Origin of the sequence: Streptomyces sp. NPDC049915 (genome assembly GCF_040656475.1) — a bacterium.
GTDB lineage: Bacteria > Actinomycetota > Actinomycetes > Streptomycetales > Streptomycetaceae > Streptomyces.
Window position 1 is genome coordinate 1 of record NZ_JBFAMH010000048.1, and the last position, 23,249, is coordinate 23,249.

Annotated in this window: 19 protein-coding genes and 6 pseudogenes; 10 read left to right on the plus strand and 15 right to left on the minus strand. The window is 68.3% G+C overall.

Annotated features, from left to right (window positions below; translation table 11 throughout):
* The first annotated feature begins 18 nt into the window (after positions 1–18).
* Entirely contained in the window at positions 19–312 is a 294-nt protein-coding gene (locus AB0J12_RS38085) for a DUF1330 domain-containing protein (RefSeq protein WP_363269405.1), read from the plus strand.
* Positions 313–526: 214 nt separating this feature from the next.
* Here the strand turns inward: AB0J12_RS38085 and AB0J12_RS38090 are convergent.
* Positions 527–1,780 (minus strand): annotated as a pseudogene (locus tag AB0J12_RS38090) (IS3 family transposase).
* 50 nt (positions 1,781–1,830) lie between these two features.
* On the opposite strand from AB0J12_RS38090, the gene AB0J12_RS38095 reads away from it, so the two are divergent.
* From AB0J12_RS38095 to AB0J12_RS38105, 3 genes and pseudogenes are all read left to right on the plus strand, one after another.
* A complete protein-coding gene (locus tag AB0J12_RS38095; RefSeq protein WP_363269383.1) occupies positions 1,831–2,166 on the plus strand; it encodes a hypothetical protein in 336 nt (111 codons plus the stop codon).
* Positions 2,167–2,277: 111 nt separating this feature from the next.
* A pseudogene (locus AB0J12_RS38100) lies at positions 2,278–3,276 on the plus strand (RHS repeat-associated core domain-containing protein); the annotation flags it as partial.
* A 961-nt stretch (positions 3,277–4,237) separates the two neighbouring features.
* Positions 4,238–4,513 (plus strand): hypothetical protein, encoded by a 276-nt coding sequence (locus AB0J12_RS38105; protein WP_363269384.1) that lies wholly within the window; start codon positions 4,238–4,240, stop codon positions 4,511–4,513.
* Between the two features lie 490 nt (positions 4,514–5,003).
* Here the strand turns inward: AB0J12_RS38105 and AB0J12_RS38110 are convergent, their stop codons facing one another.
* Positions 5,004–6,035 carry a hypothetical protein gene (locus AB0J12_RS38110; protein WP_363269385.1) on the minus strand — a complete coding sequence of 344 codons (1,032 nt, stop codon included), beginning with the start codon at positions 6,033–6,035 and terminating at the stop codon, positions 5,004–5,006.
* 255 nt (positions 6,036–6,290) lie between these two features.
* Between AB0J12_RS38110 and AB0J12_RS38115 the strand changes: the two are divergent.
* Positions 6,291–6,641, plus strand: a pseudogene (locus AB0J12_RS38115) (ATP-dependent DNA ligase); the annotation flags it as partial.
* 465 nt (positions 6,642–7,106) lie between these two features.
* Here the strand turns inward: AB0J12_RS38115 and AB0J12_RS38120 are convergent.
* From AB0J12_RS38120 to AB0J12_RS38130, 3 genes are all read right to left on the minus strand, one after another.
* Entirely contained in the window at positions 7,107–7,250 is a 144-nt protein-coding gene (locus AB0J12_RS38120) for a DUF6233 domain-containing protein (RefSeq protein ID WP_363269386.1), read from the minus strand.
* A 35-nt stretch (positions 7,251–7,285) separates the two neighbouring features.
* Positions 7,286–7,447, minus strand: a complete 162-nt coding sequence (locus tag AB0J12_RS38125; protein WP_363269387.1) for a hypothetical protein — start codon at positions 7,445–7,447, stop codon at positions 7,286–7,288.
* A gap of 260 nt (positions 7,448–7,707) precedes the next feature.
* A complete protein-coding gene (locus AB0J12_RS38130; protein ID WP_363269388.1) occupies positions 7,708–8,277 on the minus strand; it encodes a DUF4232 domain-containing protein in 570 nt (189 codons plus the stop codon).
* A 195-nt stretch (positions 8,278–8,472) separates the two neighbouring features.
* Here AB0J12_RS38130 and AB0J12_RS38135 point away from each other — a divergent pair.
* The 3 genes and pseudogenes from AB0J12_RS38135 to AB0J12_RS38145 form a co-directional block, all read left to right on the plus strand.
* A pseudogene (locus AB0J12_RS38135) lies at positions 8,473–8,739 on the plus strand (transposase); the annotation flags it as partial.
* 10 nt (positions 8,740–8,749) lie between these two features.
* Entirely contained in the window at positions 8,750–9,187 is a 438-nt protein-coding gene (locus AB0J12_RS38140) for an SMI1/KNR4 family protein (protein ID WP_363269389.1), read from the plus strand.
* Between the two features lie 48 nt (positions 9,188–9,235).
* A pseudogene (locus tag AB0J12_RS38145) lies at positions 9,236–9,514 on the plus strand (hypothetical protein); the annotation flags it as partial.
* Here AB0J12_RS38145 and AB0J12_RS38150 read toward each other — a convergent pair.
* Positions 9,486–10,142 carry a helix-turn-helix domain-containing protein gene (locus AB0J12_RS38150; RefSeq protein WP_363269406.1) on the minus strand — a complete coding sequence of 219 codons (657 nt, stop codon included), beginning with the start codon at positions 10,140–10,142 and terminating at the stop codon, positions 9,486–9,488. The pseudogene AB0J12_RS38145 and the gene AB0J12_RS38150 sit on opposite strands and share 29 nt — an antisense overlap.
* Positions 10,143–10,280: 138 nt before the next feature.
* Here AB0J12_RS38150 and AB0J12_RS38155 point away from each other — a divergent pair, with 138 nt between their 5' ends.
* Complete coding sequence (locus AB0J12_RS38155; protein WP_363269391.1) at positions 10,281–11,120, plus strand: patatin-like phospholipase family protein; 840 nt, start codon at positions 10,281–10,283, stop codon at positions 11,118–11,120.
* A 537-nt stretch (positions 11,121–11,657) separates the two neighbouring features.
* On the opposite strand, the gene AB0J12_RS38160 is transcribed toward AB0J12_RS38155, so the two are convergent.
* The 9 genes and pseudogenes from AB0J12_RS38160 to AB0J12_RS38200 all read right to left on the minus strand — a co-directional run bounded on the left by AB0J12_RS38160 (position 11,658) and on the right by AB0J12_RS38200 (position 22,196).
* Entirely contained in the window at positions 11,658–12,377 is a 720-nt protein-coding gene (locus AB0J12_RS38160) for a hypothetical protein (protein ID WP_363269393.1), read from the minus strand.
* Positions 12,362–12,709 (minus strand): helicase associated domain-containing protein, encoded by a 348-nt coding sequence (locus AB0J12_RS38165; protein WP_363269395.1) that lies wholly within the window; start codon positions 12,707–12,709, stop codon positions 12,362–12,364. Before AB0J12_RS38165 ends, AB0J12_RS38160 begins: the two co-directional genes overlap by 16 nt.
* 19 nt (positions 12,710–12,728) lie before the next feature.
* A pseudogene (locus tag AB0J12_RS38170) lies at positions 12,729–12,923 on the minus strand (helix-turn-helix transcriptional regulator); the annotation flags it as partial.
* 198 nt (positions 12,924–13,121) lie between these two features.
* A complete protein-coding gene (locus AB0J12_RS38175; RefSeq protein WP_363269396.1) occupies positions 13,122–13,535 on the minus strand; it encodes a hypothetical protein in 414 nt (137 codons plus the stop codon).
* Positions 13,536–13,542: 7 nt separating this feature from the next.
* Positions 13,543–14,541 (minus strand): TniB family NTP-binding protein, encoded by a 999-nt coding sequence (locus AB0J12_RS38180; RefSeq protein WP_363269398.1) that lies wholly within the window; start codon positions 14,539–14,541, stop codon positions 13,543–13,545.
* 86 nt (positions 14,542–14,627) lie between these two features.
* Positions 14,628–16,775: a Mu transposase C-terminal domain-containing protein gene (locus tag AB0J12_RS38185; RefSeq protein WP_363269400.1), complete on the minus strand. Its 2,148-nt coding sequence runs from the start codon at positions 16,773–16,775 to the stop codon at positions 14,628–14,630.
* On the minus strand, positions 16,772–17,653 hold the full coding sequence (locus AB0J12_RS38190) for a TnsA-like heteromeric transposase endonuclease subunit (RefSeq protein WP_363269401.1): 882 nt from the start codon (positions 17,651–17,653) through the stop codon (positions 16,772–16,774). The genes AB0J12_RS38185 and AB0J12_RS38190 overlap by 4 nt, the downstream gene beginning before the upstream one ends.
* A gap of 202 nt (positions 17,654–17,855) precedes the next feature.
* Positions 17,856–19,253: a DNA-binding protein gene (locus AB0J12_RS38195; RefSeq protein WP_363269402.1), complete on the minus strand. Its 1,398-nt coding sequence runs from the start codon at positions 19,251–19,253 to the stop codon at positions 17,856–17,858.
* A 435-nt stretch (positions 19,254–19,688) separates the two neighbouring features.
* Entirely contained in the window at positions 19,689–22,196 is a 2,508-nt protein-coding gene (locus AB0J12_RS38200; protein ID WP_363269403.1) for a Helicase associated domain protein, read from the minus strand.
* 462 nt (positions 22,197–22,658) lie between these two features.
* Between AB0J12_RS38200 and AB0J12_RS38205 the strand changes: the two genes are divergently transcribed.
* Positions 22,659–22,859, plus strand: a complete 201-nt coding sequence (locus AB0J12_RS38205; RefSeq protein WP_363269404.1) for an SCO3870 family protein — start codon at positions 22,659–22,661, stop codon at positions 22,857–22,859.
* Positions 22,860–23,249: the final 390 nt, after the last annotated feature.

The window sequence follows — 23,249 nt, forward strand, 5'->3', positions numbered from 1 at the left end:
CGAACACAGGAGGTTTCCATGGCTAAGGGCTACTGGGTCAGTGTCTACCCCGCCATTTCCGACCCTGAGAGGCTGACTGCCTACAACAAGCTGGCCCGTCCGGCTGTCCAGGCTGCGGGCGGGCGGACCCTGTCCCGTGGCGGTCGAGTCGTCGCCCACGAGGCCGGAATCACGCAACGCGTCGTTCTGATCGAGTTCGACAGCTTTGAACAGGCCGTCGCGGCATACGAGAGCGAGGCATACCAGAAGGCGCTGGTGGCCCTCCCCGACGGCTACGAGCGCGACTTCCGCATCATCGAAGGCATCGACTGACCGGCGGGCCCAGCCATCGCTGCATCCGTCACCTGATACGCACACGGTGCTGAGCGACGACTCACGAGACGAGTTCGAAGCTATGCCCCGCGTCCCAGTTCGTCGTCGACGTCCTCGACGGCCTGACCCCTGTCGGCGGCTCGCCGCGCTACCCGACGTCGAACAACTTGCCTGACTTGCCTGACACTGAACCGCTCCGGGTTCGGTAGAGATCTCAGATGTTGGTTGTGACCTGGGGATTCGTGGTTGTGAGGTAGTGATTGTTCTCGTATTCGGCGGGCGGGATATGGCCTATCTCACCGTGGAGTCGGCGGTGGTTGTACCAGTCGACGTACTCGGCGGTGGCGAGTTCGACGTCGGACAGCGTCTTCCACGGCCACCGGGGCTTGATCAGCTCGGTCTTGAACAGACCGATCGTGCTCTCCATCAGGGCATTGTCGTAGGCATCGCCGACCGAGCCGATCGAAGCAGCGATACCCACCCGGTCGAGATGCTCGGCAAGCCGGAAACTCGTGTACTGCGCCCCGGCATCGGAATGATGGATCAACTCTCCTGGACAGATGGGGTGTTGGTCGCGGCCGCGTTGCCACAGCGCCATCTCCAGAGCGTCGAGGACGAACACCGTTTCCTTCATGGTGGCCGCTGACCAGCCGACGATCCGGCGGGAGAAGGTGTCCACGGCGAAAGCGACATAGACGACACCGGCCCAGGTCTTCACGTGGGTGAAGTCCGCGACCCAGCAGCGGTTCGGTGCGCCGGCGACGAACTCTCGGTCCAGCAGGTCCGGGGGCCCGCTCGACCTGCCCGCCGGGAATCGTGGTGATCACGCGTTTGCCGCGAACCGCGCCGACGATACCGAGCTCGCGCATCAGAGGTTCGACGGTGCAGCGGGCCACGCCGTGGCCCTGCCGGTTCAGCTCGCGCCAGATCTTTCTCGCCCCGTAGACACGGTAGTTGGCCTCGAAGACCTCGCTGATCCGCTCCTTCAGCTCGGCGTCCCGCACGGTCCTGGCCGACGGCCTGACCCGGCGTTTGTGGTGGGCGTAGTAGGTGGAGGGGCGATCTTGCAGGAGTGCTCGGTCAGAACACGGCAGATCGGCTCGACACCGCCGAAGCGGTCCCGGTGCTCGTCGGTGAACGCTACGAGCGTGTGTGTGGCCGGTCGAGCTCGGCCGCGAAGAAACTCGCCGCGGCCTTCAGGATCTCGTTGGCCCGCTTCAGCTCGGCGTTCTCCTTCTTCAGCCGCTTCAGCTCGGCCGACTCCTCCGTAGTCGTCCCCGGCCGGGTTCCGGTGTCGATCTCGTCCTGACGGACCCACTTGCGCAGTGTCTCGGTCGTGCCGATGTCCAGTTTCTGGGCGACCGCTTTCATCGCGGCCCACTCGGTGTCGTAGTCGGGCCGCACCTCGGCGACCCCTCCGCACCGCACGACGGCGCAGCTCAAGCGGGTACTGGGAAGGACGTGCCATGACTCGAGCCTCTCAAATGATCGAGTCTCTACCGAACCCGGAGCGGTTCAGTGAACGGCAATCCGCTGTACCACTGGATAGCGTTGGCAGTGTCCACGGCGCTCGTGCTGCCGGTGCCGGTGGCGATCCTGGCAGGCTGGACACCGCCGTGGATGCGGAAGCGACAGGGCGGGATGCGGCTTCGTGCCTACGGCCTTCTGTGCATCTACGCCTTCATGCTCGTCAACGGCATCCCCCGGATTGCCGACGCCTCCTTCGAGGCGGTCATGGCCTGCATGAGCGTCGGTTTCGGCTTCATCGCCGCCGCTGCTGTCTTGTTCCTGCTCGCGGCGCGCAAGGATTCAGGCGCCCAGAGAGCTGGCGCAGTCGAGCCTCGGGAAGGCTGAGAGACAGCTTGCCGTGCTTGCCGCGTCAGGGTTGGTCAGGCTGCTGTTGCGAGGGGGCGTCCGCCCCAACGGATGCCCTACGTCAAAACGGACGCCCAGAGCTACCCGCTGCAAGACCTGAACTTCACCCAGGACTCCGCCGGCAACGTCACCTCCATCTTCGACACCACCACCCTCGGTGGTACGGCCAAGCCCGACTACCAGTGCTTCACCTACGACGGCCACCGCCGCCTGACCGAAGCCTGGACCCCCAAAACCGCCGACTGCGCCACCACCGGTCGCACCGGCAGCAACATTGACGGCGCAGCCCCCTACTGGACGTCGTATACGTACACCCAGGGTGGCCAGCGCAAGACAGAGACACAGCACACCTCCGCAGGCGATCAGACAACCACCTACACCTACGACGATCCGGCGGACACCAAGCCGCACACACTCGACAAAACGACCGGCACCCGAGCCGCCACCTACGCCTACGACGAGGCTGGCAACACAACCTCCCGCCCTGGCCCCACTGCCCAGCAGACACTGACGTGGGACGCCGAAGGCGAGCTCGCCAAGCTCACCGAAAGCACCAAAGAGACCAGTTACCTCTACGACGCCGACGGCGAACTCCTCATCCGCAGGGCCAAGGGCGACGGCGACACCGTCCTGTACGTGGCCAACACGGAAGTCCGGCTAACAGAGAAGGGCGCTACCAAGACCCTGACCGGCAGCCGGTACTACACCGCTAGCGGTCAAACCATCGCCGTCCGCACGGCAACTGCAGGCGTCCCCGGCTCCAAGCTCGTCTTCCTGGCAGCCGACCACCATGGCACCTCCAACATCGCCATGGCAGCTGGCACCTATGCGCTCACAAAGCGCTACACAAGCCCGTTCGGTGCGCCGCGAGGAACCAAGGCCATCAACTGGCCCGACGACAAGGCTTTCCTCGGTAAGCCGGCCGACGAATTCACAGGGCTAACACATGTCGGTGCCCGGGAATATGACCCATCGGTCGGCCAATTCATCAGCGTCGACCCGGTCCTCGACACCACCCAGCACCAGTCACTCAATGGCTATGCCTACGCCAACAACACCCCTGTCACGTCCAGCGACCCCACGGGGCTATGGCTGGACGACGGCACGGGACACAGCGTGCCCAACCCTAAGGGTAATAACGGAAATTCGAGTAGCACTCCTGGCAAGCCTAAGGGTACGGTAGGCAAGAACGGGTGCTATTACACCTGCGGCGGAACTGCGAAAACGAGCAGTAGCGGGCAAACGCTATATAACAGCGACGGGGAAGTCCTCGCTTGCGCCTATGGGCACTGCGTTGGCAGCGTTGTTGAAGGTCCCGCAGATAAGGCCATTACGAGCGTCCTTCTGGGGCTCATGAGCAACATCCCGCACATGGCGGAATATTTCGCCTGGCCATTCGATAGTGATTGCCGCGGAGATGGCGAAGCCGGAGCGCCTGGATGCAACTATGGCACTCAGTTCGATAATTGGGCTGCGAGTAAAGGGTATGATCCGTATAGCGATGCCTATGAGGTTCCGTCTGCTCTCGCCGCTATCTTCGGAGCCCGTGAAGGTGGAATGCCGAGGCCTGGGCCGAGACGTTTCCCCATGGGGTTCTCCAATGCCTCAGAATTTCGCAATTTCGGCAACGAGATCTATTCAGGGCTTCGTGAAGCTGGAATGCGTGATGGAGTAACTGCCGTGTTCCAGGGAAGTTCGGTCACGGGCAAGAGCTATCGCACCGGCAAGCCGTTCGGGCCGCACAGTGACTTCGATGTTGCTCTCACTGGCGAGGGGCTCCTAGCTAGAGCTAAGAAGGCTGGCATTCCGCTGCGATCGGGAGGAACGCGCACGGGTCCGCTGAAGGGAGCAGATCTGCAGAAAATGGGGCTGGCTGAGCTACGCGAAAGTCTCACTGACGGGGCAAATCGTGAGGTGAACTTCATGATCTACCGTTCGGTTCAGGATGCAACGTCACGTTCACCTAGTATTGTCGTCACGCCGTAACACGGGAACGATTGGAGAGGTAATGCCTGCCCGCTTCACGCTATATGGCTCGCGGAGCTTGCGAATGCTGGACGTCACTCAGTCCCTTAAGGGGAATCTGAATGTGGATTTCCAGGTCCGAGAAAGCTCGTATCGCGGGGGGGAGTATTTCCTTCATCGCGGCGCGGCGGGATTGGAAATCTCTGTGGAGACTCACGCGTGTGATGAGGACGGCGAGTATGCGGAGCCAGCCTTCACGGAGTATGAGACTCTCGTCTACGTGAACAACAGCAACCCTGAGGTCGAAGGAAAGATGGCGGCCGTCACGGGGCTGGAACTTCTACGCACCGAGACTGTCTGACGGGCAGGCGCTTCTTAAAAGAAGCATAAATCGTATGCCGCCGACGCCACCTGGTGGTGCGGTGAACGACCGCTTAGGTCGTCGGCGGGATACGAGTACCTCGTGGTTCAGTCGCTCCTCCCAGATCCACGGCGTCGGTGAAGAGGGTGGATGGCCGCGTCCGGTCGCGTGGGCGGCGGTCGGGCCGTAGACCGGACGCATGGTGCTGCGGCCGCCGGTGGAGCCGATGCTGGCGCAGACCCGTGCCACGGTGCCTGCGCCCGGCGCGCTGCCGGGCCGTCTGCTCTTTCAGCCGAAGTTCGACGGCTTGGCTTTGTTCACGGGTTTGGGCAGTGGTTGTTCAGTGGTTTGGGAGGCACCCGGACTGTGCCACGTTCGATGTTCACGAGAACCGACGGCACTCGGGCGTCAGCCACGCAGGGCCACTCAGACAACGCGGTCCGGGGAAACGGACTCCCTCAAGCACGTGCACTGGTCATGACCGAGCGGCCTACTGGATGCTCCAGCGGTGCGGGTGGCTGGGCTCTTCAGGGCAGGCGAAGATGTTGAGTTCGCCCCAGCGGCCCACGGTGACCTCGGTCGGTGTAGCGGATCGGTGCGTGGGAAGGTCCTGTTCTTCCAGTGGCTTCCAGCTGCCGCTGCCGCCGTCCCATTCTGAGCTGTCGATGGTGAGCAGCAGGTGCATCGGTGTCGAGCAGGTCCGGCAGTTCATGGGGGACGGGTCGGTGGTGTGCCAGGAGGCGAAACCGCCGACGCGCCAGCCTGGTGGGATGGACAGGTCGTACTGGTAGCCGACCACCGCTGCGGCGTCCTCGTCCGCCATCTCCTCGGCCTCCTCCTCCAGCTCTTCTTCCCAGGCGTCGATCCGGGCGCACAGGTTCTCCGGGAGAAGGCCGGCGAAAGGGTAGGTGGCCACCTGCTCCGGGTGCAGCACGCACGGCTCGGGCACGTACCCCTCGAAGCCGACGACCTGCGGCTGCGGGGGTGAAGTCTGCACCTCGGTGACCTCCCACGACCGGCGCCAGCGCAGGTCGAGCAGCATCCCGTAGCCGGTTGGGCCGTGCGCGTCGAAGGGGCACCAGAACACCTGGAGCAGATCGCAGTCGTCCGGCCCGGCCGGAAGGTCGGGGATGTCCCTGCGGTACAGCTGTGCAAGGCCGATCAGTGGCAGTGGATCGGTCGCAGCAGCCTCTTGAATGCGATGTTCCTGGTCCAGTTCCTCCAGCATCTGCCGTTCCTCGTCCGTGGGGCCGGGGTTCGGTTGGCGGAGCCATGCGGAGGCCAGGACCTGCCGCTGCCGGCGGATATCCGCCGGGCGTCGGCCACGCACGTGGCTCTGGGACTCGGTGCACATCGGCCAGGGTTCGCTCGTCGGCCACAGCAGCGGACCGCCCACGGAACTGGCCGCCACGTCCGGTCGGCCGGGGCGCGGATGGAGCCGAGTGGTGGTGCCCCGGTAGGCCGACAGCTCCGGGAACAGCGCCTCGACATCGAGCGGGCGCGGCGGTGTGGTCCTCGACATACACGTGACCTTAAACAGCCGCCGACCGCCATGATGCAGCGCCCCTGAAGGCAACCGCCCCGCATCCGTACTGTCGGAACCCGTGAACATTTTGATTCACACGCGGGCGTTGGCTGCCTCCCAAACCGGTGTACAGCTGCTGCCCGTTCTCGCGAACAGAGCCAACGGCTACCGCGCCTGCTGTTCACCGGCCCGGCGCGGCTTCAGTCGCGCCGGGGCAGCCTGATCCAGGCCCAGGCCCGCTTCCCCGAGCTGGTGCGCGCGGCCGCGGATCTGCCGGATGGCTTGGTCCTTGATGGCGAGCTGGTCGTGTGGGCGGGGGAGCGGATGTCGTTCGGGGCGTTGCAGCGGCGTGCGGCTGCCGGCCACCGCAGCGCGCCCCGCCTCGCGGAGGAACTGCCCGCCCACCTGATCGTCTTCGACGTCCTCCAGGCCGATGGCCAAGAGTTGCTGCACGTCCTGTATGCCGAGCGCCGTGCCCGCCTGGAACAGCTCTTCACCGACCTCGATCTGCGCGCTCCTTGGACGTTGTGCCCGGAGACGGACGATCCGGCTACGGCGCAGGAATGGCTCACGTCCTGGACCCAGGTCCCCGGCGTGGAAGGACTGATCATCCGGGGGAGCGAGCAGCGCTATCTGCGTGGCGCCGGTGCGCTCTACAAGGTGCGCCGCCGTGACACGACCGAAGCGGTCATCGGTGCCATCACGGGGACGCTGGTGAGGCCGCAGACGCTCGTGCTGGGCCGCTACGACGACACCGGCCAGCTGCACCCGGTTGCCCGCAGTACGCCGCTGCGCCCGGATGCCGCGCGCGAGCTGGCCGGGCGTCTGCGGCCGGCGGGGCCGGAGCACGCGTGGGAGGGCATGCGCTTCACGACGTCGTGGGGAGCGAGGACGCCGCTGGACGTGGTCCTGGTCGAGCCGGGCGTGGTCGCTGAGATCGCGGTGGACACGGCGCGGGAGCGGGGGGCGTGGCGCCACCCGGTCCGGCTCCTACGGCTGCGCCAGGACATGGGGCCCGGGGATGTGCCGGCCCTTCGGCCAGGGCGCGGTGTCCTCAGTGTGAGGGGATCAGTCGAGGAGGCCGAGGGCGGTGTCGGGGCGGCAATGTGCGCATGCGGGGACCTGCTGGCGCAGTGCCTCCAGGGCCTGGGCGTGTGTGGCCGGGTGGCATCGGCCGCTCTTCGTGGCCGCCCAGCAGTCGCCGGTGTGCACCCAGTCGGCGTTCTTCCGGTTGAGGCCGTACTGGTTCAGCCAGTCCGGATCAGGGGTCGGGCGGCCAGGCCGCGCTTCCCTTCTGCCTCGCGGCGTTCTTCCTCGACGATCCACCGGCGGGTGCGTTCCAGGTCGCGGACCTGCACGCGCTCCAGGAAGCGGAGCAGCGTCAGGCGCGTCGGAGCTGAATCGGTCACATGTTCGATTCTAGGATGGCGGGTGACCAGTCAACGACCGGCCAGGGAGGTGTCCCGTGCCACTGGGTCTTGAGCGTATGGCATCGGACTTTGACGGGCGTGAGTTTGTGTCATCGGAGTTTGATTACCTCAGGTCAGCGATTCAGCGCACCGAAGGTGCGCTGAATCGCTGACCTGCACTTATGTGCAGTTCCTCGTAAACGCGCAGGTCAGAGCCTTGTGATCGTCAGGCAGGCTGCTCGATTTGTGGGGACGGGGGGTCAGGAAGGCTTGACCGCCGAGACCGGGGTGACGGTCACCTTGTTGTCGCACTCGGCCCACACCCCGTCGTTCAGGGCGACCTGGTGCTTCCCGGAGTGCGGCAGCCCGATGACCATCGTCGGATACGTCACCGGGTCCTTGCCCGACACGCAGTAGCCGTCGGCCTCCCCCTGGACCTGGACGAAGGTCAGCTTCACCCACGCCTTGCCGTGCGGCCGGACCGTCACGGTGGCCGCCTTGCCGGTGGGGGTGAGCGTGAGCGGGGTGTTGTGGGCGGGGGAGCCGTTGCCGGCGCCCGCGACCGTCGGATGGCCCGTCAGGACGCACGTCCTTCGGGAGACGTTGGTGAACTGCACGACCGCCGCCCCGGTCCCGGTCCCGACGGGCCGGTGGGCGGCCTGCCAAGCGCTGACCTGGAGGGCGGAGGCCGGGCAGGCGGGCGGCGGGGTGGAGGTGGTGGTGCTCGCCGCCATGGCGGTGCCGGGCAGGATGCCGGTCACCGCCGCCGCGACGGCCGTGACCGCCGTCGTCGCCAGAGCCGCCCTGCGAATGCCGTTGCTGTGACGCATGCTGTCGTCCCCCTGAGTCGTCTCGTCCGCGGGTTTCGGTCGTCGGTTGTTGCCCCGCGGTACGCGTGGTCGTGGTACGTGAGTGCAGACAGGGCGGGAGAGCGGCAGGGTTTCGTGCGGCGACTACTTGTGACGGAACGGTGACGACAGGCGGCACCCGTGCAGATGGCCGTCAGGGCAGACAGAAGCACCTCCAAGGGTTACGACTTCGACCACCTGCGCGGATGGCTACGGCGCCGGCAGATCGTGCCGCGCATCGCCCGGCGAGACATCGAGCCATCCGGCCGCCTGGGCCGGCACCGCTGGGTGGTTGAGCGCACGATGTCCTGGCTGAACGGGTGCCTTCGCCTGCACCGACGCTCCGAGCGCAAGGCCGAACACTTCCTGGCCTTCGTCGACATCGCCGGCATGCTCATCTGCTACCGCCGATGCAGTACAGGCGCCCTGGAGGTGGTTGGCTAGGCTCCGGATCATGTGGAGACAGGCAGCGACAGCGGTCTTTCCCGGCGTGGGCTTCCGGGAACCGGCCCAGGCATCCGATCTCGTCGCGGCGGAGACGCGACTCAGGCGAATGCTGCCGGCAGAGCTTCGGCAATTGCTCCTCGAAAGCAACGGGGTAATCGGGCAGACTCACGTGGACACCGTCTGGCCCATCGATCAGATCGTCGAGAGGAACCTGCTCTTGTGGTCCGACCAGACGTTCGCGCAGCTCTACATGACGTTCGACGCCTTCCTTTTCTTCGGGGACAACGGAGGCGGCGACCAGTTCGCCTTCGTGCAGAAGCCCGAGCGCCCCGACATCTTCGTCTGGGAGCACGAGAGCGACAGTCGTCGATGGGTCGCCAACAACCTGCAGGACTACCTCGGCCGTTCGCTCCGAGCCGGTGGCGACGACTGGTATCAGCTATAACGCGGCCGCCTGCTACATCGCCTACTGCCCGGCCGCACCACGCTGGACAAGCTGATCCGCATCGCGGGCAGCCGCTGGGCCGTGGAGGAATGCTTTCAGACCGCGAAGCAGGAGTGCGGCCTGGACGACTACCAGGTTCGCCGTTATCCCGGCTGGCACCGCCACATGACGCTGGCCATGGCCGCCCACGCCTGCCTGACCGTCCTGCGGGCCCGCCAACTGGATCGCGACGCCCGAGGCGGAGAAGTTCTTGATGAAGGGTTGGTCTTGCAGGGCAGCCGTGTAAGTCGGGAGCCTCTCAACGCCGCCTGTGGGGGCCCAGGTTGAGCAGTACCTTGCCAAGCTGGTCGGAAGTGAGGGCCGGCGCGGGCAGCGGGGCTGTGGCCGGACTGGTGCGAAGGCCGTCGAGGAGCAGGGCGAGCGGACGGAGCCAGGCATCGGGGGCGACCGTGGTGAGTGCGGGTACAGCCCTGCCCAGTGCTGCCAGGGCGAAGAGGAGGTCCTCGGTGGTGACATGGGGGCGGATGGTGGCTTGCTCCTGACCGCGCCGGAGCAACTCGTGGATGGTTTCGCGGTTGTGGGCGTGGATCGCCTGCAGGGAAGTGACGCCTTCCAGGTTCGTGGTCATGAGGTCGTTGGTGCCGCGGTCTGCGGCCAGGGCCGCGAACACTGTCCGTAGGTACTGCGTCAGTCCCGTCCATGCGTCCCCGGCGGTTCGTGCCCGTTCGCCTGCTGCTGCGGTCTGCGACAGTGCATCCCGGAAGACCTCGTCGACGAGCGCGGCACGGGTCGGGAAATGGCGGTAGAGGGTGGCGTTGCCCACGCCCGCCCGCCGGGCGATCACATCGAGGGGGGCGTCCAGGCCCTGTTCGGCGAAGACTTCGCGGGCTTTGTCCGTCAGCAGCTTCCGGTTGCGCAGCGCATCACGGCGCCCTACCGGCGAACGGTTGCCCATCATGTCTCCCTCTCCTTGCCCCGTACCGGGGAGCGTCCCCCGGTACGGATGCTATCGTCGGCCGAGTAAACGGGGACCACTCCCCGCTTTGCTTCCCGCGGGTGGGGCATCCGCGGTCGTTCAGGGGGAGGGGAAGGCATGCTCGGCACCGCACTCGTGCTCGGCGGCGGCGGACCGGTGGGTGGAGCCTGGTTGACCGGGGTGCTCGCCGGGCTCGCCGAGGCCGGGCTCGATCTCGCCAGCGCCGACGTCGTGATCGGCACCTCCGCCGGTGCCGTCTTCGGATCCCGGCTCCGCTCCGGCGTCCCGGCCGCGGACCTCTACGAGCGCCAGCTCTCCGGAGCAGACGCGGTCCGGCTGCCGGTGACAGCGCGCCAGACGGCGAGCTTCCTCTGGGCGGCGCTCGGCTCCCGCGATCCCCAGCGGTCCATCGAACGCCTCGCCCGGGCAGCGCTCCGCGCCCGGACCGGCCCGGAGTCAGACGTCTTCGACACGGTCGGCGCGCTCCTGGGCGACGTACGCGACTGGCCCGAGTGGGACCTGCGGATCGCCGCGGTCGACGCGCAGAGCGGACAGACCGAGGTGTTCCACTCGCACTCTGGAGCCACACTCCTCGAAGCGGTCGCGGCGAGCTGCGCCGTACCCGTCGTGTGGCCGCCGGTCACCGTGGCGGGCCGGCGCTGGATGGATGGTGGCAGTCGTTCGACCGCCAACCTTCAGCTCGCACGCGGGTACCGCCGGGTACTGGCGGTCGTGCCGATTCCCCGGGCGGTCGGGCCGCACCCGAGCGCCTCGCAGCAGGCCGCGGAACTGTCCGACGACGGAGCGCGTGTCTTCCTGCTGTCCCCGGACCGCGCTGCGCGCCGCATGATGGGCCGCAACATGGCGGACGACACCCGCCGGCCGGCTGCCGCCCGCGCGGGCCACACCCAGGCCAGTGCGTTGGCCCCTTGGGTGGCCGACGTCTGGCAGGGGTGATTGCGTCCGACGTTCCCCAAGGGAACCTACCGGTGGTCGAAAACCCGGCCATGGTGCAGGCGGGATTAGTCGGGCAGGCGGTCCAGCAGCCAGCTGCCCAGTTCCTCGGTCACCTCGGTGTGTGCGGTGGCCTCGGAGGAGAGCAGGAAGTCGTCGAGGTCGCTCTCGTCGGGGCGCAGGTCGTCGATGTTCGCGTACAGGTCTTGCTGCGGCCCTCGACTAAAGGCCAGGGCAGACCCAGGTGCCGCGAGGACGGAACACAGGGCAGGATTCCAGCATCAACGCCTACCCGCATCCCGTACGCAACACGTACGGCAACCGTACGCTATCCGTACGGTCCATGGTTAACGGTGTGGGAGGTGTTCCATGTCCGAGTCGATGGCGCTGGTTGCGTCCAGGTCTGCGCTGCTGCCGCCGGCGGAACGCAAGCGGTCACCGCAGGCAGGGCCCGGCTGCTTCGGAAGGCGTCGTCACGGGCCCCACGCTACGCCAGCCCGCCGTAGCCGGCGGCATGACGATGACAGCGGCTGAACTTGATCAGAGCATTCGAATGAGAACGACGGGAACACACACTCCATGACGAACTCCAATGACGAAGTGCAGACGTCCCACACACCGGGATCCCAGCCGAGCGTCCACCTGGGCTCGGACGAACCGCAGACGATCACGGCGCCGACACCGCCCGTCGCGTGGAGCAGTGGCGCTTCGGACCAACCCGACCAGGCCGACGAAGAGGAAGAGTCGGAACGGCCCCGCACCCGCGAAGAATCGAAGACTACGCCCCAGAGCGACTGAGCCCCTCCTGGGGTGCGGCTCGTAGAACTGCCGGGCGGCGGCGAGGTGGAGCGCCCACTTCTCAGCCTGAGACGTTCGTGGCTTTGGTTTCTCGTCGTCGGTGGCGGGCTGGATGCCGAGGATGTGTTCGCACATCCACTGCTGGACGGTCGTGAGGTTGTCCCAGCCGAGGCGGACGGAGCGTACCCACCGTCCGAGGTCTTCGCCCTGGTGCACGATGTTGCCCGGCTTGGTGGGCAGCTCGCCGCCCTGTTCCAGGTGGTGTCGGGTGAGGTGGAAGCAGCGTTGCCATTCAACGGGCCAGGTGGGGCACCAGGCGGGGTCGATGTCCTCGAGCTGTTCGCGCCGCTCCTGCGACAGGGCGCCGGCCGACGAGCTCACCGGTAGTCCTTCGGCACGCCGCTGCTCGATCTCCTGAGCCTTCCGGGCGGCGGCACGCGCGTTCTTCAAAAAGATGCCCACCCGGTACCCTGGAAGGTGGCGTCCAGCGGGGCCAGGAGGTGCCCGTGTTCGGCGGCCCACCCGCGCGCGGCGGCAAGTCCCTCCTCCCACGCGACGTCGAAGTGCGACCAGACCATGCCCAGCTTCTCCAGCTGGGCGACGCGGTCCTCGTCCATGTCACCGCGGGCGTTGAACCGCCTGGCGTCAGCGGTCCACTGCCCCAGCGGGAACCCGGCGAGCGAGGCCGGCCACCCCTCGCCTTCCGCCTCCTGGTCGCCGACGGCAGGCACGCGGAACGTGAACGGCACCTTCAAGTCGCCGTGCTCGCGGGCGTAGATGACGGCCGCTTCCACCGCGTCGCCAGTGCTCGTGTTCCGTGTCCAGGGCGTGGGCGAGGGCGTGCCAGGTCTTCAGCGTGCCGACGGTGCGGCCCTGCTCGATCTCGATGAGGGTGCGTCTGGCCAGGCCGCTGCGGGCTGCGAGCTCGTCGTAGCTCCACCCGCGCGCGGCCCGAAGACGCGCGAGCTCCAACCGCAGCGCGTCGAGGTCCGGATCGGGCGTGTCGATCCGGGGGTGGGTAGTTGGTGTGTTGGGTGTGGTGTGAGCTGGGGAGTTGGGTGTTGGTTGAGAATGGGGTTTGGCGGGGTGGGGTGGGGCTGACTTGGGGTGGTGTGGGTTGCAGTGGGAATTGGCGGGGCGTTGGGGGTAGCTTCTGCGTCTAATGGTCCGGGGTGTGTTTTGGCTGGTCAGTCGTGTTGTGCCTGGTCATGGGCCTGGTTTCGTGTCTGTGGTGTCGGAGCTTTGTAGGGGCCGTCTGGCGTGTGGCCACGTGATGCTGCGCCCTGTGCGGGCAGCCTCACTGCGCGGTACCGCGGTGTCGCGGACTGCGGTGACGGCCCGCTTGGTGACCTCGCGCACGTGTGCGTTGGGCAGGGACATGAGCGCCGATACCCACGGGGTCTGTGCGGAAAGCCGTTTCCAGACGACCAGGGCCGCGATGTCCGTCTTCCCGAGGCTGCCGGCGTGCTCGGTTCGTTGCACGACGTCGTGGAAGACGTCGTCGTAGTGCGGTGAGACTCCTGCCAGGTAGCCGGCACGGGCGGGGATCAGGACGTCCCGCACCTGGCCGCAGACGGCAGCGAACTTATCGTCAGTCGGCGTATCCCTGGTCTTCTTCACGTCCGCATCATGCCGGTGTGGACGGTCGGCGGGTGCGGGGGCGCTTTGCTTCTTCGGCGAGGTGGTCGAGCTGGATGGCTTCCAGTGTTTTCTTGGTGATGCGTTCGGTTCCGTCGCAGATGGCGGTGATGGCGGCTTGGCGGATGAGGCGGGTGAGGCTGCCGATGCGGCCGGCGGTGCGCTGGTGGAGGTAGGCGTGGTGGCGGGGGAGCGTGCCTGGGCGGTGGTGCTGGAGATCGAGGGCGTTTTCGAGGTCGGTGATGACGTCGGTGAAGGGGTGCCGGTTGCCGTGGCGGGCGGGGAGGGGGCCGCAGGTGATGAGGGTGGCGCGGCCGGCGAGTTGGGCGCCGCGCACGCCGCTGAACAGGGGTGTGGCGGTGACGTCGATGCCGGCGTAGACGAAGGTGGCGTGGATGCGTTCGGTGAGGTCTTTGAGCAGGTCGGCGGCTTGGGCGCCGGTGGTGGTGCGGGGGTTGAGGCGGTGGATCTCGTCGATGAGGACGAGTTGGATGCCGGCGGTGTTGTAGGTGTGGCAGACGGCGTCGGTGATCTGGGCCTGGGTCATGCGGGTGGTGGTGGGGATGCCGAGGTAGCGGGCGAATTCGGCGGTGAGGGTCTTCGCGGTGGCGCCGGGTGGGACGAGGACGTAGGCGACCGGCACCTGAGGGTGGTGGCCGGGCGGGGTGGGGGTGCGGTGGGTGTGGGCGAGGTGGCAGGTGCGCCCGACGTGGAGCAGGGCGGTGGTTTTGCCTGCGGCTGCGGGGCCGGTGACGATCAGTGAGGGCCGTGCGGTGGTGGTCTGGTGGCGGCCGAGGATCATCAGGGTGCGCACGCTGGTGGCGAGGGTGTCGATGGCGGGGGTTCGGACGGTGACGAACGCGGAGTGGTAGGCGAGGCGTTCCTCCGGGCTGCGGGGCTCTTGGCCGGGCTGGGACGGTGCGGGTGGCGCCGTGGTGGCGAAGTGGTGCCAGCCCTGCCAGGTGGTCACGGGCCATGACGCGGTCATCGTGTCCGCTGTGGACTGCCCCGCTCGGCCGGCGTCGGCTGTGGTGTTGCTGCCGGGATCGGCGGTTGTCGCGGGCGGGCGGCTGTTCACCATTTCAGGGCCTCTGCGTGCGCGTCGTAGAGACCGAGTCCGGTGTAGGGGACGGCGGGCGAGCCGTCGTCGGCGTCGTCTTCTTCAGCGTCCAGGTCCAGGTCCAGGTCCTGTTCCTCGTCGAGGTCGTCGAGGCTGTCGGTATCCGTCCCGGGCCCGGTCGGGCCGGCACCGGCCTCTGTTTCGCTCGGGTGGCTTTTTTCGGAGCGCGGTGGGGGCAGGGGTGTTCGGGCGGGCTGGGTGCGGGCCAGGAGGCGTTGTTCGCCTGCGGTGGCGTTACCGGTGCGGGTGCGGCGCATGAGCTGGTCGAGGGCGTCGGCGAGGTCGGCCTCAAGGCTGTCGGGGTCGGTGTGGCGGGTGACGGTGGTGCGGATGTGCTGCCAGGTCTGTTCGTTGAACGGGCGGTGGACGTGGGCGCGGTGGATCCAGGGGATCTCGGCGAACGTGCCGTCGGGCAGGCGCAGCCAGATCTGGCGGGCGTCGTGGGGGTTGGTGTGGACTTCCCATTTCCCGCCGCGGGCGGTGATGGGGGAGGGCTGCCCGCGGTAGGGGGCCAGGAGGTCGCAGTCGTAGGTGCGGTGGTGCAGGCGAATCCCGCGTTCGGTGATGGCCTGCCAGCGCACCGGCAGCAGTTCGAGGTAGTCGTCCCTGGTGAGGGGGACGGGGACGTACCCGGCGACCGAGATGAGGGCGGCCCACATCTGGTTCGGTGTCAGTGCGGCCTTGGGCAACACGGGATGACGCAGCCCTTGGTGCGGGCGGTGGTGGTAGTGCACGAGCCATTCGTCGAGGAGGTCCTGCAACTGCGCGACGGTGAAGCACGCCTCGCGTTCGACGTCGCGCCCGCGGCGGGTGACGTCGGAGCCGGTGTAGCCGGGCAGGTGCTGGCAGAACAGGGTGTTGATCGAGCCGAAGGTCCGCTCGACGATGCCCTTGGCGGTGGGCGCGTAGGGCGGGGCGGGCTGCACGCTGACGCCGAGGGTCTCGCAGGCTGCGGTGAACGCCCTGGAAAGGAATACTTTGCCCCGGTCCACGACGATCGTCTCGGGGATCACGACCGGGCGGGCGGCCGAGTCCTGAAGTCGCTTGTCCAGCGTCAGCAACCGGGCCCGCGGGAGCAGTTGGGTGTGGGTGAAGCGCAGGGCGTCGGGCCAGGTGGGCTTCGACGGGTGGGGGACGGCCATCTCCGCCAGCAGCAGGGCCGCGTCCACGGCCTGGGTCCCGCCCGGACAGAGCACGGCCGCGAGGATCGCTCGCGTCGCAACGTCTACCGCGATCGTCATTTCAGGCCGGCCCAGGGTGCCGTCGTCGAACAGGGTCAGGACATCGAGCCGGGTGGTGTCGATCTGCACCTGCTCTCCGGGCCGCAGGGCGACGGTGGGCGTGTGCCCTCGTCCGTCCTCGGTGATGGGCGGGGTGCGCACCGGGCGTGCGGGATGGTCGGCGGGGCCGGCGAGCTGATGGACGAGCCGGTAGAAGGTGGCCTGCGCCGGCATCGCCACCGCGCCGCCGTGCCGGTCCTTGAGGATGTGCGCGACCAGCGGTATCAGCCCTTTGATGGTGCCTTTGGAGCGGCCGCGCTGGCGGCGCAGCGCCTCCTTGACCGCGGCGACGACCCGCTCGTCGGCTCGTCCGGTGGGGCTGGGGCCGCGGGTGGTGCGGTGGTCGATGAGCCCCCACAGGCCCTGTTTGCGGTAGGCCAGGCGCATGCGCTGCACCGTCGTACGGGACACCCGGCCGAAGCCCAGCGCTGTCAGCTCTGCTGCTTTGGCCCCTTCCCGTTCGGCCAGCGTGTGCTGCTCGGGGTCGTACTGCTCCCGCACCGGCCCGCCGCTGCCCAGCCCGCCGGGCAACCCGCACTCGACTTCCCGGATGTGGCGCTGCCAGGCCAGCGCCTTCTCCCGCGCCGCGGCCGGGGCTGTCTCGAACAGCCCCCACCGCGGCACCGCCTGAGGCTGCTGCGCCGCTGCCCCCAGGAGGGCGAAGCCTGGATCGGCGAAGAGGTGCCCGGCGAGCACCACTTCATCACTGCCGTCCTCGCCGGCCAGGTGGACGCACTGCCCGGCCAGGGCAACGACCTGCCACCGCAATCCGCGGAAGCGGACATGAGACCCGACCGCCACCACCGGCCGACCGCTGCTCACACCGCCTCCCCGCACCCGGCGCAAGCCCCTCCGCGCCCTTCGCCTGACCCCGGGCATTCGGCCGCGGGGACGCAGCCCTGGCTCTCCTCGCCACGCCCGGCGCCGGCTTCATCGTGCCGGCTTTCGGCCGGCCCTGCGCCACAGGCCTCGCGGAGGGAACCGGGACTGACGATGACCCGTTCGTGCAGCGGCGCCTTGAGTGCTGTCGTCAGCGTGTGGTGCCACAGGGCGTGGAAGACGGCCGGGAGGACCTCGATCGGGTCGCCGGCCGCTTCGGCGCCCTCGATCAGCGGCCGCGGCCGCGAGAAGGCCTCGAGGACTGCGGGCATCAGGCCGGGCCTGCCCTGGTTGCGGGGGTGGCGGTAGCCGGCCAGCCATTTCAGGTTCGCCGCCAGAACTTCGTCCAGCGGCGCCAGGCGCCGGTAGGTCCAGCCGATGTCCGCGCACGCCGCAGCCACCGCATGCGCGGCCTTCAGGGCGCGTTCGCCGCCGCTGTCGGGCTGGCCGGGGCAGTCGGCCAGCAGAGCGGTGCCGTCGGCGTAGCGGGCGAACAACTGCGGCACCCAGGAACGCACCTGGCCCCGACGGTCGCCCCACAGCAGCCGTACCGGCCGTCCGGCCATGCCGGTGACCTGCGGGTCGCGGTCCAGGGCCATCAACTGCGTACGCATGGCGTTCGATCCGGCGGCCACATGCCGCCCGGTGGTGGCCGACCACCACAGACCCGGCCCCCACCGCCGTCCCGGCACCACCGGGAACGCCGACACCGGCTCAAGGTCTTCGAACGCGACCGCGAGGGCGGCGTCCGCCCACCGCTGCTGCACCGCCCGCCCGACGGGGTCGAGGAAGACCGCCTCGAAGCCGGCCCCGATGTTCACGTCCACCTGTCCCGGCCTGCTGCCAGACCCAGCCGCCGTACCCTTGCCGCTCACCTGGCCCAGCCAACCCGGCCCGGCTGCCGGCCAGAGCTGTTTCGGCGTTTCGATCACGTGGAGCCGCGTGATGCGGTAACATCGGGCCACCACGCCAGCGCCCCAAAAAGACCTGTCCCGGGCCGCCCAATTCCCGGCGAGCAGGCGCCTACCCGTCGCCCGCGTCCTGGTAGGACTTGAGCGCGTCTGCCAACGGGCCGGGGGGCAGCTTCGCCCACTGGGCCACATCCCGCGGCGGCACCCCGGCGTTCACGGCTGCCACGACAGTGTGCTGCAGGGCCTTCTCGAGCAGGGCCGCGCTGTGGCTGAGGATACGCAGCAGATGCTGGGCCACGTCCGCACTCGAACCGGTCTGCGCCCCACGTAGCTGGATGAGCTGCTCCTGAGCGCCGTCGACGAGGCTGCTGATCTGGGCGCGCTGCTCGGCGGGCACGGTCGAGCGCCACATCGTCCCCGAGCCCGGCGCTTTCTTCTCCTTGCCCAGCACCCTCAGTTGCCCGGCCATGGTTGCGGGCTGGTGTTCCTGGCGCAGCCACCACGGGTCATTGTCGTATCCGGGGGGCCCGCCGGCGCCGCGGCGGATGCGGATGACGGCGCCCATCCAGGAGGTCAGCGGGCCGCCGTAGTCGGTCGCGGCCAGCGGCCCCAGCCACTGCCTCCCGACCCGCTCACCGAGCCGGCGGCAGAACATTCCGTCGGCGGGCAGCGCCCGCGGCTGTCCGGCGCCGCTGTCGGCCCATGCCAGCTGGGCCATGGCCGGGTCCAGCAGCGCGTCGGCGACGGCCACCACCTCGGGGAAGACGACCGCGTCCCGGCCCACGATCCGCCACCGCTCCAGATCACCCCCGGCGTCACCGCCCGCGACCTGGTGCAGACGCCGCGGCCAGATCGTCTCCCGCTCCCAGTGCAGGGCCTGCTCCCACCACCGGGCCACCACCGCATGCGCCAGGGCGAACACCCTTGCTGGCTCAACCCCGGCCCGTACCGCCCGCCGCGCCACACCGGCCCACCGCCGCTGCGCCACGGCTACCTCAGGCAGATCCCGCAGGTCGAGGTGCTCGAGGGGCTGGTTGGCGTCCGCGTCCAGCAGCCACCGCCGGTGCCGGACGCACACCCGCTCCCACCGCGGGGCGTACCGCACGACCCGCACGGCCACCCCGGTGCGCCGGGCCGTGCACAGGCGGCAGCCGAATGCCACCGGCCCGGCGACCGCGCTGCCGATTCGCCACGCCGCCGCCGGCACTTGGTCTTCTCCGGCGGGCAGCTTGGCGTCCTCCTGTCCCCAGGACGGCAACGCCCGCGCCAAGACGTTTTCGGTGACGCCGCACAGGTCTGCCAGGAGCTGCCGTCCGGCTGTGTTCAGCAGCACCTCGGCGTCGGCCCGCGCGCCCCCGCCATCGTGCCCAGGCGGGTAGTTGCGCCAGTGCCAGCACGAGCGCAACACCTTCGCTTCCATCCCGTAGCGGCTCGCGATGCGGCAGATCAGCGATGAGGTCGTCTCTCCCCGCAGGGGAGCGGTCCGCAGCAGGCCGGGGTGATGGGTCACTCCACCACGCTCTCGTGTTCGCCGGCCCCTGCGGGCGCTTTTTGCAACGGATACCCAGCGGGATCAAGCAAGCTGGTTTCCCCAGGAACGGTCGTAAGCTGCCTCTCGGCTCGTTCCCAAGCAGAGGGTCATCCCGAGACCCGCTGGTTGTCAGTCCGGCGCCCGGACGGAGGTGCCGCAGAGACGGAACATCAGGGTAAGAACCGCATCTTGGCCACCTCCGTAAACGTTTCGTACGCGATCCGTACGGTAAAAGTGGCTGACTCCACCGGAGTGGCTTTTGGGGGCAGCAACCATGGTGGCGGTTGCTGCTCCCAAGCCCCCGCGCCTCGCGTGTCCGCCTCGCGTGTCTTCCGGCGTTGCCTGTCGCGCACGCGTACGGATTGCGTCAGGTAGGCGTACGGATCGCGTACATAGTCCGTCCCCGTCGCGAACCTATGCCCAGCGCATGCCGATGGCGGAGAGCTGCTCTACTCGCTCGGGCGACAGTGTGGCGGCTCTGCTGCGCTGGTTGCCGATAAACGCCCCGAGCCGGATCTCCTGCTCCCCGTCGCCGACGGTGATCGTTTCAACGTGGCTCCTTGGTACTCGGAGGTGGCCCTCGCGCTCGTAGTACTGCGTGGCGGCGGCGAGGTTGAGCGCCCATTTGTCGGCCTGGCTGCGCCGTGGCTTGGGCTTCTCGTCCTCGGTGGCGGGCTCGATCCCGAGGACCTGCTCGCATAGCCATTGCTGTGCGGTCGTGAGGTTGTCCCAGCCGAGGCGGACTGAGCGTGCCCACCGTCCGAGGTCTTCGCCCTGGTGCACGATGTTGCCTGGCTTGGTGGGCAGCTCGCCGCCCTGCTCGAGGTGCTGTCGGGTGAGGTGGAAGCAGCGTTGCCATTCGACGGGCCAGGTGGGGCACCAGGCGGGGTCGATGTCCTCGAGCTGTTCGCGCCTCTCCTGCGACAGGGCGCCGGCCGACGACGCTACGGGCAGTCCTTCGGCACGCCGTTGCTCGATGTCGGCGGTCTTGCGGGCGGCGGCCCTGGCGTTCTTCAGAAATAGCCCCACCCGGTATCCCTTGTAGGTGGCGTCCGTCGGGGCCAGGAGGTGTCCGTTTTCGGCGGCCCATCCGCGGGCGGCGGCGAGGCCTTCTTCCCATGCGACGTCGAAGTGCGACCAGACCATGCCGAGCTTCTCCAGCTGCGCGATGCGGTCGGCGTCCATGTCGCCGCGGGCGTAGACACGCCTGGCATCGGCGATCCATTGCCCAAGGGGGAACCCGGCGAGCGTGGCCGGCCACCCCTCGGCCTCCACCGCCTGGTCGCCTGCGCCGGGGACGCGGTAGGTGAAGGGGACCTTCAGGTCGCCGTGGAGCCGGTTGTAGATGACGGCGGCCTCGATGCCGCGTCGCCAGTGGGCATGTTCGGGGTTGAGGACGCGCAGGTTGATGAAGGCGGCCAGCTGCGCGGGGTCGCGGGGGGTGGAGAACTTCAGCAGAGCCCGGGCCGGCACCGAGAGTCGGTCGCTTCGGTCGCTCCCTGCTCCCTCCTCTTCCACCCCGCTGCGGCTCTGTACGCCTCTGACACGGCTTGGCGCCTGGGGCTCGGCCAGAGCCTCCACGATGCGGGCGTCGTGTGCCCTGAGCGCTTCCAGCAGCTTGGCCAGGCCGCCGAAAGCCCGCGAGGTGAGCATGTTGTCGGCGCTCTCTCCGGGCCCGAGCAGGACGGGCACGACGAGTGAGGCGATTTTGCCGTCGCCGGGCTGGATGCGCAGTGCGCGGCCGACGGCTTGGACGAGGTCGGGCATGGAGCCGCGGACGTCCGCGAAGTACACGGAGTCGCATTCGCGGGTGTCGACCCCCTCGCCGAGCACGCGAACGGACCCGAGGAACGTCTTCTCCACCACCGTGCCGTCAGCAGCGATCCCTCTGGAGAACTCGTCCAGCACACGACGCCGGTGGCCCGGTTTGTGGTCGCCGCACAGCCAGTTCGCCCACACGGTGCGCGGGTACAGCTCAGGGTCGGCGGCGTGCAGCTGCGCGGCGACGTCCGGGAGTCCGGCCGCGAATGCCTCGGCCTCTTTGACGACGTGGTGGAAGACCAGCGTGCGCCGGAAGTTCTCCTCCGAGGATGCCTTCACCAGCGCGGTCTGCAGCGCGGCGAGACGCGCCCCGCGCACCTGGTCCGAGCGGGCCTCGGCGCCCAGGAGCTGGGCGGCCTGGAGGTGGGTGTCGGTGATGTCCACGCACACCACCTGGTAGGGCGCGCAAATCCCCTTGTCGATGGCATCTGAGAGCGTCAGGGTGAAGCACCTGGCGCCGAACGGCCCGTCCGGGTCGTCTTCCATGCTCGCGACCAGTTCGCCCGGCGCGCCCTGGTCGGCATCTTCGTCCAGCTGCCACAGCCGTGGCGTGGCGGTCATGTAGAGGCGGCGCAGGGCGGGGATGCGGGTGTTGTCGTGAACGACCGCCCAGGGCTTGCCGATCCGGCCCGAACACCGGTGGGCCTCGTCCACCACGATCAGGTCCCACCCCGGAAGGCCGGCCTTGTGCGCGCGTTCCAGCGTGCCCCGTCCCAGCGAGGCGTACGTGGCGAACACCGTGACCTTGTCGAAGTGCCGGACCCAGTCGACCAGTTCCTCCACGTCCGTGGTGTTCGGAAAGCCGGCCTCGTCCCCGCGCAGGGATGACACCCCGATCATGGGCCCCGTACGCCCGCCCTCGCGCCAGGCGGCCTCGGTTTGTGCAAGCAGGTCCAGCGACGGCACGAGCACCAGCACACGACCCGCCCGCAGCTCCTCCGCGGCCCGCACGGCGACGAGGGTCTTCCCGGAGCCGGTCGCCATGACCACCTGAGTGCGCACCCCTCGCTCGGGCACAGTTGATCGTGCAGGGAATTCCAGCTGGCGCAGGATCGCGTCAACGGCTTCCCGCTGGTGCGGACGGAGTTCCTTCGCTGCCATTCCTACGGCTCCGATCTGCCTTCTCCTGGTGGCTGGGCGGGAGGTGTCATGCCGGTGGGAAGGCGAGAAACCTGCAGGCGGCTGGGACGTGTTGAGCTACGCGAGCCCCAGCTTAGGCAGGTGCTGTGCCGGTCGCTCGGGTTGTTTGAGCAGTTGCAGTCGCCGGGTGCTCAGCCGGTACATTTTCCTCAGCCTCGGAGACCTTCCTTGAATCCAGAGTCTATCTCAGGATTAAAATTGAAGCAGCCGAAGCCGGAGTGAAGATGAGAGGACAGTGACAGGCGCCCCGTCTCCTTGGCCGGACCGGGCGGCCCGTCGGGAAGGTGGCAGGGCCGCGTAACTCGGGGAGAGCCGCGAGACGCTGCCGCCACCTGCGGACTGCTGGAAGTAGGCGAAGGGGAGTTGACGGTGCACACGTAGACTCGGTATCGACCAGTCGTCTCGCAGTTTGGAAGAAGACCAATGCCGAAAATCCCGTTCGGTTCCCTCTCCGCCGCCATCGCGATGCTGGCAACGGCGCTTGGATTCCTCACGGTCCAGCTCCGCGCGAACGGCTACGAGCAGTATGTCGAATCCGCGGCCAGCGCTACCGTCGTCATGTACGTCACCGCAGCTTTGATTGTGGTGACGTGGGTCCTCGCCCGCCGGCCGCACTCTGACTGAACTCTTTGACTGACACGCGGCAGCGGGCGCCGAGGGAGCCAAGTGAGTGACCCCAGGCACCGGTTGCACCCGACCCCGCTCCAGTTCCTGAGCTGCCAGCTGGGCGTGCCACGCGAAGCGAGGCACGCCTTCCTGACGCGTCAGCGTCAGGAGGTGGCTGGAGCGCAGCGGAAGCCGCGGGTCGGCCGAAGGCCGACCACACTCCGTGACTGCAGGGCGTTTGCTCCTGGAGCGCAGCGGAGGGAGCGTCAGTAAGCCTGCGCAGCAGGCTTACTGAGCGGAGAGCGCAGCGAGCCGCCATGTCGCTCGGCGAGTCGTCCGCGGGTCTGCTGCTGGACGAGGTCCAGCGCGGCGAGGTCAAGAAGGTCCTCGACGACCTCACCTTCACCA

What these genes read in the sequence shown, in the direction of transcription:
- AB0J12_RS38085 (WP_363269405.1), top strand. Translation starts at nt 19, where the DNA reads ATGGCTAAGGGCTACTGGGTCAGTGTCTACCCCGCCATTTCCGACCCT.
- AB0J12_RS38105 (WP_363269384.1), top strand. Translation starts at nt 4,238, where the DNA reads ATGCTGGACGTCACTCAGTCCCTTAAGGGGAATCTGAATGTGGATTTC.
- AB0J12_RS38110 (WP_363269385.1), bottom strand. Translation starts at nt 6,035, where the DNA reads ATGTCGAGGACCACACCGCCGCGCCCGCTCGATGTCGAGGCGCTGTTC.
- AB0J12_RS38130 (WP_363269388.1), bottom strand. Translation starts at nt 8,277, where the DNA reads ATGCGTCACAGCAACGGCATTCGCAGGGCGGCTCTGGCGACGACGGCG.
- AB0J12_RS38140 (WP_363269389.1), top strand. Translation starts at nt 8,750, where the DNA reads ATGTGGAGACAGGCAGCGACAGCGGTCTTTCCCGGCGTGGGCTTCCGG.
- AB0J12_RS38150 (WP_363269406.1), bottom strand. Translation starts at nt 10,142, where the DNA reads ATGGGCAACCGTTCGCCGGTAGGGCGCCGTGATGCGCTGCGCAACCGG.
- AB0J12_RS38155 (WP_363269391.1), top strand. Translation starts at nt 10,281, where the DNA reads ATGCTCGGCACCGCACTCGTGCTCGGCGGCGGCGGACCGGTGGGTGGA.
- AB0J12_RS38180 (WP_363269398.1), bottom strand. Translation starts at nt 14,541, where the DNA reads ATGACCGCGTCATGGCCCGTGACCACCTGGCAGGGCTGGCACCACTTC.
- AB0J12_RS38200 (WP_363269403.1), bottom strand. Translation starts at nt 22,196, where the DNA reads ATGGCAGCGAAGGAACTCCGTCCGCACCAGCGGGAAGCCGTTGACGCG.
- AB0J12_RS38205 (WP_363269404.1), top strand. Translation starts at nt 22,659, where the DNA reads ATGCCGAAAATCCCGTTCGGTTCCCTCTCCGCCGCCATCGCGATGCTG.